Genomic DNA, 8,985 nt, shown 5'->3' on the forward strand with positions numbered 1-8,985 from the left:
GTACAACGTTGCGATGACCTCCTACCGCGCTTCCGGCGGCGGCAACCTGATGAAGGAAACCGGCATCGACACGGACAACATCGACGAACGCGTCGTTGCCCGTTATCCTGAAATCCGCAACATCCTGTATGATTACCTGTTGAAGAACGGCTCCATCGACCCGGAGGTCATCGGCGATCCTGCCGTCATCGGTCATTGGGCGTTCGTTCCGGAGAAACTCGTAAAACCGGCGATGGACCGGGACATGGACCTGCTGTTCAAGAGATGAGTATCCGTCGTAGGAAACGTTTCTTATTTTTATTTAGGGAAAACACATTGAACTTCATTTTTTTTCGTATTTTTGTACGAATGTTCTCCGAACTCATTTATGTTTAGTGTCGTATCCATTGCTTCGTTGATTTCGCTGGGAGTCGTTTTGGCCGTATTCTTTGCGGCCAAGATTGTCCGGCCAGGAATTTCATTTGAGTCCATTCATTACGTCTTAGCCGCGCTCGTTTTTCTTTTTTCTACGGTGGCAGGATCTATGGCTCTGGTGAATGTGGATGCAAAAAAGGCGCTGGATGAAAAGATCATCGAGCCAACCAGTCATGTTTCCGAGTTGCCGGAAAAGATGCATAAGGTCCTATCAGTTTGGCGGATTTTCGATTCGCGGGTTCCGGATTTGATTGAGAGTCTTCCGAATCGGATTGATTCGTTGATGGACGAAAGAGTGGCTCCTGCACGGGCAAAGTTAAACCGTGCCATTTGGATTCATTCTATTGTATTCGTCCTTATCAATATTCTTTTCTTCGTGATTTTGATTTCTTCTGGTGGTCGATCCAGACGGTACTCCGACGAAAGCGATTCCCGCTTTGATGATCTGGATGATTTCTCCCCATCCGGTACAGGGTATTCTTTTGATGATTCCGATTTTTAAAGTTGATACGTAATTTATTACAAATAGCCATAGATGGGATTCGTATGGATGGCATCGGGAGATTTATCCTTTATTTCATGATCGCCCTTGTCATGTCTGCTGTCTGCTGGTTCGTATGCTTCCACTACACGAAGCTTTGGAACAAGCGTTTTCATGTCTCCCCGTCTTTCCATATCGTTTGCTGTGTAGCGGCGGTTATCACGTTTGTCGCTACAATGGCTTTTATCGGATTAAAGAACACGAAGCCGGTTGCGGAATCGATTGTTCAAGCGTGGAGTGAAGACTTGATGGATGACGACAAATTGCAAAGCGAGTGTTTCCGACAATCCTACTATTCCATAAAAGGAGCGGGACTGGAGAGAATTGATGAGTACAAGACCCCAGAAGAAGGTGGGAAACTGATTCCTATGGCCCATAGTGAAACATATGAACTTGTTGGAGGCATTTATGCAAATGGCGCCTGCCAGGATTTCAACGATCGATTCCCTTTCTTGGGGTATTTTCTCCATGCTGATGCCGGTGTTCCGGCGGAAGTGATAGCGGCGGATGTCACGAGTTTCTTTGCAAGCAGCCATGAACGCTTATACCAATTGGATCGAGGGATGAAACTGGCAATCCAGTATATCAGTAATGACCTTCAGGCTCAAGCGGGAAGGATTGTCCGTATCACGAGAATGTGGCTCATCCTGTTGTTCCTCCTGGTCCAGTTTATCCCGTTTGGCATTATCGGTTATCTGGCATATAAGGATCTTCATTTCAGTCGCCACGAACATTTTACTGACGATGATTCATTCGATGATTCGTCCTTTGTTACGTATGCGAGTGCGGAGGACGATTTCAGCAGTCATTGATGACATATTTATAATATATTAAACTAAAACTAACTATTATGCTACCACAACAAAACCACATTCTTATCGGTTTAGGCGGATCGGGCGGAAAGGTGCTCAAGGCGTTTAAAAAGCGTCTCTATCAGGAGTTCACAGCGGACGAACGTGCGAAACTTCCTATCGGTTTCGTTTATGTCGATTCTACTGATGAGATGATGCGCGCCGATGATAAGTCCTGGTATGTCTTGGGTAAGAATGCACAGTTCACGAACAATGAATTCGTTTTTATCAAGGGCGTGGATTTGAATCAGGTTTTTGCCAATCCCAGTGGTTTCCCGGGCCTGAAGGGTATCATCGGAGATCCGGAAGTGATGCAGAAGACCATCGGCGAACTCGGTGTCGCCGCCGGTCAGAAACGTCGCGCAGGTAGAATCTTGTTTGGAGCCAACATCGACAAGTACAAATCCGCCGTCCTCCGCCAGTACGAGGCGACCAAACGCATCAGCGGGGTGGATTGCACCTACATCCATATTTTTACAGGCCTGGCCGGCGGAACGGGATCCGGTGCTATTCTGGATGTCATCGGCCAGACCCGTATGTTGCCTCCTTTCCGAAAGGAACTGACCCCGATCGGCGCTCATCAGTATGACGGAACTTCCATAGTCGCTTTCTGCATGATTCCCGAGATTACGCCTCCCGGAACTTGCGATGCTGGCCGGTATCATGCCAATGGTTATGCCGCCTTGGAGGAATTGAATGCCATGCTTGTCAAGCGGCATGAGATTTATGACGTCACGGGTACTTCCCCGACTGGGAAGTTGACATTCACCGGCAAGAATGTCGCCGGCGGTCTCATGCTTTATACCAATGTGAATGAGCATGGGATTGCTCTCGAACCGCACAAGGAACTTCCGCAGGTCGTCTCCGATTTCGCTTTTGCCAGGGTATTCCTTGAGAACAACGACAATACCGAGGAGTACCTTCGGTCGTATTCGTTTGAAAACATCAAGGATTGGGATGCCGAGTGTTATGAGAAGGCTAAGGATGGTGCCATTATTCCCTACCGCACCAAGCGGGTAGGTACTTTCGGTATCAAGCGCATTGTGGTCCCTGACGAGGAAATCAAGGATTTCTTCACTTATTCTCTTGGACGCCAGTCTCTGCTCCAGATGAAGTACAACAATTGGAACGACGATCAGGGATTCCGTGACCAGCCGGCCAAGATTGATTGGGGCGAGTATGTCCGTGGAACGGATACAAAATTGGGAAATCCGTTGGAGGAATGGCATTTTACTGACAAGCACTTGATTCTGGATATCCCTATTCTTCCTTCTGATGACGGCAAGTGGGGCACGTTCCAGTCCTATTGGAGCATGGTCGTTCCCCGGTGGCTGGAGGTTGCCAAAGAAACCAGCCAGCCTATAGGTAAGTTGAATGAACTGGTCGCGAAAGGAATTCAAAGCGGGTTCCGCGGTGCCGGTATCGCTGATTTCTTCGCGGGAAAGAAAGACGCACGAGAGCAGCATGCCGAGGAGATAGTGGACAGGATTGAAACCTCCTTGTTCCAGAGTTGGTCGGACGGTCGTTTCTCCCTGTATAATCTGGGTGAGCTTATCGATACGATCATCTATGAAACCGACAAGCGGTCTTCCGTTTATGAGAACCGCATCGTCAAACTGCGTCAGGCTGTCGACAAACTGGAAGAGGAGAGGAAGAAACTGGCGAGTGAATACAACCGTGCGGGTGTGATCGCCAACTGGATCCGCGGAAACAGAGTCCTGGCTGACTATTCCGAGACCATGACGAAAATTTGCATGCGTAGGACAGAAGTAGAAGGTGTGGGTTTCGGCCTTGAACTGATGCGGGAGTTGCTGCGCAAGTTTAACCTTCTCAAAATCCGGATCGAGAATTTCGTAAAGACCATCAACCAGGCGATCGACGAAACTGACCGACAGATCGGGGCTCGTTGTAGGGACGAAGTGGATTTGGATGATCTTAAGGGAACGGTCATCCGGTTCTATGACCAGCCCGGTGTGAAACGGTTCGTATCGGAGATGATTCATAGTAAACGAAATCAGGAAAGCATCTCGACGGCGGTCAGGGCAGAAATCGTATCCCGGATCGGATCGGAAAAGACGTTCGGCCGTGCGAATGAGACCATCAACCTGGATGCGCTGATTGCCATTTTTGACGAAACGGTTCGTAACAAGGTTGTCGCCATTCACGATGCGACACTTCTGCAGAACAATGAGAAACTCATAAACCGCAGTATTCTGGAGCAGCTCAGCGAACGTTATCCTACGGAAGATGACCTGAGGAAGTTCGCGCAGAAGATCATGAATGAAAGCGGCGGTCTGGTGAAGTTCAACGATACGGAAGTCCGGCTCTCTGTCAACAACAATCCGACGACCGAGGTTGGTCAGACCGTGCAGCGGAAGACTATCCTTGTATACATGCCGAATCCGCTAGGTAATCAGCAGGTACAGGCATTTGCGGTGAAACTGAAGAATGCTTTGGTCGCCGCGGGTACAGCCGGTATCGATTTGCATGTTGATATGACCGGCGACCGGCAAAACGAGATCAGTGTCCTGTCCATCACGTACTGTTTCCCCTTCCGTGTTATTGACAACCTCAAGTTCTATAAGGAGAAGTATGACTATCTGACCAACAATGTTTCACCAAGCGAAGTCCACCAGAACCGTGTTGTCCTTCATACCGAAGGTGACGGTACAGGTCTTCCTTCGTTGTTCCTGGCTCCCGAGAAGATGAAGTCCGAACTCCGTAGGGAATTCATGCCTTATGTGATTCTAGCGACGGCCATGGATATCATCAAGAACGGAGATTTAATGGACGGAACGGGACGAACCGCCTACGGTACGGTCAAAGTAGACGAACTGCTTGGGTTGGAGACGTTGAATGCTCTTGCGCCAACCTTCACGGAGATCGGTACTTCCGAAAAGTTTACGGAAGCGTTCTGTGAGGATCTGAAGGAAAAGGTGGTCGACCTTCTGAAGACCAAATACATGCATCTGAAGAACAGGGAGGCCGAGCTGGTCCCTAAGGTGCAGCAGTTACTGTCCGGAACCATTCTCCCGGAGACCGGCAACAATACGGGTGCTCCCGCTTTCCTGGAATTTGCCCAGGCGGCCCGGGAAGCCATCAACATCATTAAAGCCTAAGAGAAACCATGAGCAAACAGTTTCAATGTACAAATTTCGGAAACTGCAAGGATGCCGATAACGGCACTGTTTTCGAAGAGTCGAAAGTTGAGGAAATCGACGGATCATTTTCCTGCCCTACTTGCCATCAGAAGTTGGAAGAGATTCATCAGAAAAAAGCTTTCAACGGCAAGGCGATCGGCATCATCGCCGGAGCGTTGGCTTTGATAGCGGCCATTGTTGTCGGCATCATCATGCTTTTGAACCACAAGTCGGCTTCAGATGAACCCGTCCAGAAAGCGACTCCCGACATCGAGCAGCCGGTTGCGCCTGTGGAAAAACCGACCGTTGTCCATGATACAGTCGTTGTGGAGAAGAAGGATACGCTTGTCCGGAGGGATACGGTAGTCGTTGAAAAGACGAAGACGGTATCCCAGCCAGCCAGGCCTAAGGTGACCCAGTTCTCCTATGGATCGTTCAAAGGAAATCTCAAGAACGGACAGCCCCATGATGTGAATGGGACGATGACCTACACGTCCCGTCACCTGATTGACAGCCGTGATCCGCAGAAACGCTATGCGGAGCCGGGTGATTACGTCATCGGAGAATTCTCGGATGGAAAGCTTGTCCAAGGTGTCTGGTATGACAGGACGAACACCGTCAAGGGAAGCATCATCATCGGCAAGTAATCCCGTCTGATGAAGCGGTTCCTAATCCTCTCGCTATGTCTGACACTCTTTTACACAGTAGGAGAGTGTCAGGCATTGCGCTATCATTCCGAACTGATCCACAAACTTTGTGAAGAGATAGGCTTCCCCGCATCCTCGGATTCATTGGCGGTTGGTGACACAATCGTCGGGGAGTTGTTCCGGATGCCGGTCCATGTCCGGTTGGATTCTTCCCGGATGGTCCGACATGTTGGTTTCCGTCTTTTCCATCCGCAAGTTTCCAAGTTGGTCGATGAGAGGGTCTGTGATTTTCTGGAGCGGTATTTCCTGGAATTGTATCTATGGAAGGAATCCCCGGTCCAACAACGGATCGCCGATGACGGGGTTTCCTTTGAAGCGGGTTTTTTCTATGACATTGAACGCGTTTCATCTGAAATGCCTTTTACTTTGGACCGACAGGGAGACAAGAGCTACCTGGCTCGATGGGAATCGGATGGAGAAACCATGCTGGCCGTTCGTTTCCCCATCAGCTTTGAATTGCTGACGGGTATGCCGCTCATCGAAATCGAACAGACTATTTTTCAGGATGTTCTATCGACGCCCCTGGATACCTCGGCATTTGTCCTGGCCAAGGAGATGATAGAGGTCGATGATGATGTTTTTGCTCCCGTCGACTCCCGCTTCTATTACCTTCCCGTAGTCAATGACCGCATGTACTGCCGAAAGACGAAGAAGGGATTCGAACCGATATTTGAGAGGGATCAGCCCGTCTATTCAGCTGCGAATCTGTTCCAGATTCCTCATCTGCGCGACTACACGCTTCACGTCCGCCAGCGGCTTTACGGTTTCAAGTACACCGAATACCGTATTCCTTTGTCCCTTTGGGTGAATTTCTGTCAGTCGCAGAAGATGAACTGTTATTTTGCCGTGGAGGATGAATATGAGGACGGAAGCTTGCTGGTTCTCGTGATTGAGGAAGATAAGAATCTGGGCTGCAATCATTTGCTCTCGGTTCTGGTTCCGGCGGGTTTTGTGGACGAAGATGTGGAACTCCAGGTCAAGATGAACGTATACATCCCCACCCATAGCCTGAAGGATCTGTACCAAGAGAAGCATTCAACACCCCAAATACACAATATACCATGAAATTATTGCGACTGATTACGCTGGTGGCTGCATTGTCGATCCCTGTTGTACTCCAAGCGCAGGATCCGGCAGATGCCGCCCGTGTCAAAGAGATCAACCGGATCAAGAAATCCAAGGATTACCTGTTCGCCGAATCAACGACAAAAGATTTGGAATCAGCGGTTGACAATGCATTGACGCTTCTCGAACTGACCGTCGAGGACTGGGCCAAACAGGAAGGCGCGGAAGCGAAACGTTTTGTAGTACGGGCGAATAACGACATTGAGACGATCCGTACGCGTCGGGGAGATTTCTATCGTGTGTTTGTTTATATAAAGAAGAAAGATGTATTACCCGTCAAGGATGATGAGGTCCTAATGGTTGTGACCCCATCCGCGCAAGAGGAAGAAAAGAAAGAGCAGGAAGTTGTCCTTTCGACAGTGGCCCAGGAATCAGCAGTTCAGGCGTCTGTTACGGAGACGGCTGCCGTGGAAGTCGATGAAATGGTTTTTGAGCCGGTACCCGAGCCGGAATCTGAGCCGGAGCCAGCCATCGTTCAACCTGCTTATAAGCTTAGATCCTTTGAGCGGATCTTGATGCAGGAGATTGCCTTGATTACCGATTTCAATAAGTTCTATGCGGATCGCAAGGCTACGATCCGGGATTTCGGAAAGTATCCGACACCGATTCCGGACGGAGATTGTTATGTCCTCCTCTATGACAATCAGAAGAAAGTGCAGGTTTACATGCATCAGATTGACGGACGTTTGGTTAACCTGTGGACGTTACGGGACGACCGAATTGACAACTATAAAACATACAGACCTTTTTGGTTCCGATTAAAATAGGAAGATAGTATAATGTATATGAAGAAGAGTATCCTTATTGCAGCAGCCCTTGTGGCGCTGGTCCCCTCTTTTGCGGCTGAACCTGTTTCCGTCGAGATTACGGACGGACTTGATAATGCTGCCTTGAAAACGAAGATGGAGCTTACCATGTCAAGTCTGCTGACCGAAATCAATGCTGCCCAGGAAGAGGCGAGAAATCTGAATTTCGGAAAGTTGAATCTGCCTAAAAACGTGGCCGTATCCCTGTCCATGTTATGGGAGAATTCGCCTTTCATGTGTACGGATGATGTAATCGTTGAAAAATGCCTGGTTACACCGAACGGCTATCAGATCCGGAACATCCCCTTGATGATGACGCCTCGTAACGATCGCCATTTCAATGAATCTGAGTATCAGGAGGCGGTCATCAGTTTTGACCGGAAAGGAGAAGTGGAGAGTTTTTATCTTTCGCTGGACCTGAATCTGTATATGCAGGTGATCAAATCGAATCTGGAGGTGAAGGATCTTCGGCGCAGAGAGCTTATCCTTGATTATGTGGAACATTTCAGAACCGCGTATAATCAAAAGGACCTTCCGTTCCTGGAGCAAGTTTTCAGCGATGACGCTTTGATCATTACTGGTAAGGTGATCAAACGTCGTTCAAGCGACAACATTCCTCTGCCGGACAAGATTACGTACAAGAAGCAGACGAAGCGAGAGTATCTGACGAATCTGAGACGCGTGTTCAATGCAAACAGTTATATCCGCGTCACTTTTGACGACATCAAGGTGATGCGCGATGGGGCCCGTCCGAATTATTATGGTGTTACCCTTCACCAGGGTTATAGCTCGAGCAGTTATCATGACGAGGGGTATGTCTTCCTGTTGTGGGACTTTACGGATGAAGAAGCCCCAGTTGTGCATGTCCGTACCTGGCAACCCGACCAGTTCAACGGCAAGCCTCTTCCGGAAGACGAAATTTTCTCTTTAGCAGATTTTGATTTTTGATTATCCCTATGAAAAAACTATTTTCGACACTCACCCTTTTGGTGCTGGCCTTTTATGCAGCGTTTGCCCAGGACCATCTTGTGGTGGAAAGCATGGAGATGGCCTCGAATGACCTTGAGGCTAGAACGAATCAGGTGAAGGACCATAACGGTGAGCCCTGCGCACTCATCAAAGTCCAGATTGCCAATGTCACTGCCCTGAGCTTCCCGGATGCCTTCCAGGCCTCCAAGTATGAAAATGGAGAGTATAAGGTCTATGTACCCGACGGTACGAGAAGATTGCGTTTCACACATCCGAACTATGTGCCAGGTACCATAGATTTTTCCGACTTCAATATCAGAAAGGTTGCCAAGAATACGACCTATATCGTCCATATGAAGGCACCGAGCCAAATTACGGCTACGGTGGCTGAAGTCGTGAGCCAATATGTCGTTTTTCATGTGACCCCGACCA

7 protein-coding genes and 2 pseudogenes are annotated in these 8,985 nt (G+C 48.9%); all 9 read left to right on the plus strand.

The genetic code is table 11. The features are described from left to right. A pseudogene (locus ACMUOV_RS09020) lies at positions 1 to 268 on the plus strand (bifunctional metallophosphatase/5'-nucleotidase); the annotation flags it as partial. A 99-nt stretch (positions 269 to 367) separates the two neighbouring features. After that, positions 368 to 916: a hypothetical protein gene (locus ACMUOV_RS09025; protein ID WP_413854830.1), complete on the plus strand. Its 549-nt coding sequence runs from the start codon at positions 368 to 370 to the stop codon at positions 914 to 916. Between the two features lie 44 nt (positions 917 to 960). Beyond that, positions 961 to 1,767, plus strand: coding sequence for a hypothetical protein (locus ACMUOV_RS09030; RefSeq protein WP_413854831.1), 807 nt, complete (start codon positions 961 to 963; stop codon positions 1,765 to 1,767). Between the two features lie 38 nt (positions 1,768 to 1,805). Next, the gene (locus ACMUOV_RS09035; RefSeq protein ID WP_413854832.1) at positions 1,806 to 4,925 is read left to right on the plus strand and encodes a tubulin-like doman-containing protein; all 3,120 of its coding nucleotides are present in this window, start codon (positions 1,806 to 1,808) and stop codon (positions 4,923 to 4,925) included. An 8-nt stretch (positions 4,926 to 4,933) separates the two neighbouring features. After that, positions 4,934 to 5,593 carry a hypothetical protein gene (locus tag ACMUOV_RS09040; RefSeq protein WP_413854834.1) on the plus strand — a complete coding sequence of 220 codons (660 nt, stop codon included), beginning with the start codon at positions 4,934 to 4,936 and terminating at the stop codon, positions 5,591 to 5,593. A gap of 75 nt (positions 5,594 to 5,668) precedes the next feature. Beyond that, a complete protein-coding gene (locus tag ACMUOV_RS09045) occupies positions 5,669 to 6,718 on the plus strand; it encodes a hypothetical protein (RefSeq protein WP_413854835.1) in 1,050 nt (349 codons plus the stop codon). Then, positions 6,715 to 7,545 (plus strand): hypothetical protein, encoded by an 831-nt coding sequence (locus ACMUOV_RS09050; protein WP_413854836.1) that lies wholly within the window; start codon positions 6,715 to 6,717, stop codon positions 7,543 to 7,545. The genes ACMUOV_RS09045 and ACMUOV_RS09050 overlap by 4 nt, the downstream gene beginning before the upstream one ends. Before the next feature lie 12 nt (positions 7,546 to 7,557). After that, positions 7,558 to 8,532 carry a nuclear transport factor 2 family protein gene (locus tag ACMUOV_RS09055; RefSeq protein ID WP_413854837.1) on the plus strand — a complete coding sequence of 325 codons (975 nt, stop codon included), beginning with the start codon at positions 7,558 to 7,560 and terminating at the stop codon, positions 8,530 to 8,532. Between the two features lie 8 nt (positions 8,533 to 8,540). Then, positions 8,541 to 8,985 (plus strand): annotated as a pseudogene (locus ACMUOV_RS09060) (hypothetical protein); the annotation flags it as partial.

It is taken from the genome of Candidatus Ruminimicrobium bovinum (assembly GCF_902760015.1).
Lineage (GTDB): Bacteria > Elusimicrobiota > Endomicrobiia > Endomicrobiales > Endomicrobiaceae > Ruminimicrobium > Ruminimicrobium bovinum.

Coding starts and splice junctions, on each gene's coding strand:
- ACMUOV_RS09025 (WP_413854830.1), top strand. CDS start 368: ATGTTTAGTGTCGTATCCATTGCTTCGTTGATTTCGCTGGGAGTCGTT.
- ACMUOV_RS09030 (WP_413854831.1), top strand. CDS start 961: ATGGATGGCATCGGGAGATTTATCCTTTATTTCATGATCGCCCTTGTC.
- ACMUOV_RS09035 (WP_413854832.1), top strand. CDS start 1,806: ATGCTACCACAACAAAACCACATTCTTATCGGTTTAGGCGGATCGGGC.
- ACMUOV_RS09040 (WP_413854834.1), top strand. CDS start 4,934: ATGAGCAAACAGTTTCAATGTACAAATTTCGGAAACTGCAAGGATGCC.
- ACMUOV_RS09050 (WP_413854836.1), top strand. CDS start 6,715: ATGAAATTATTGCGACTGATTACGCTGGTGGCTGCATTGTCGATCCCT.
- ACMUOV_RS09055 (WP_413854837.1), top strand. CDS start 7,558: ATGTATATGAAGAAGAGTATCCTTATTGCAGCAGCCCTTGTGGCGCTG.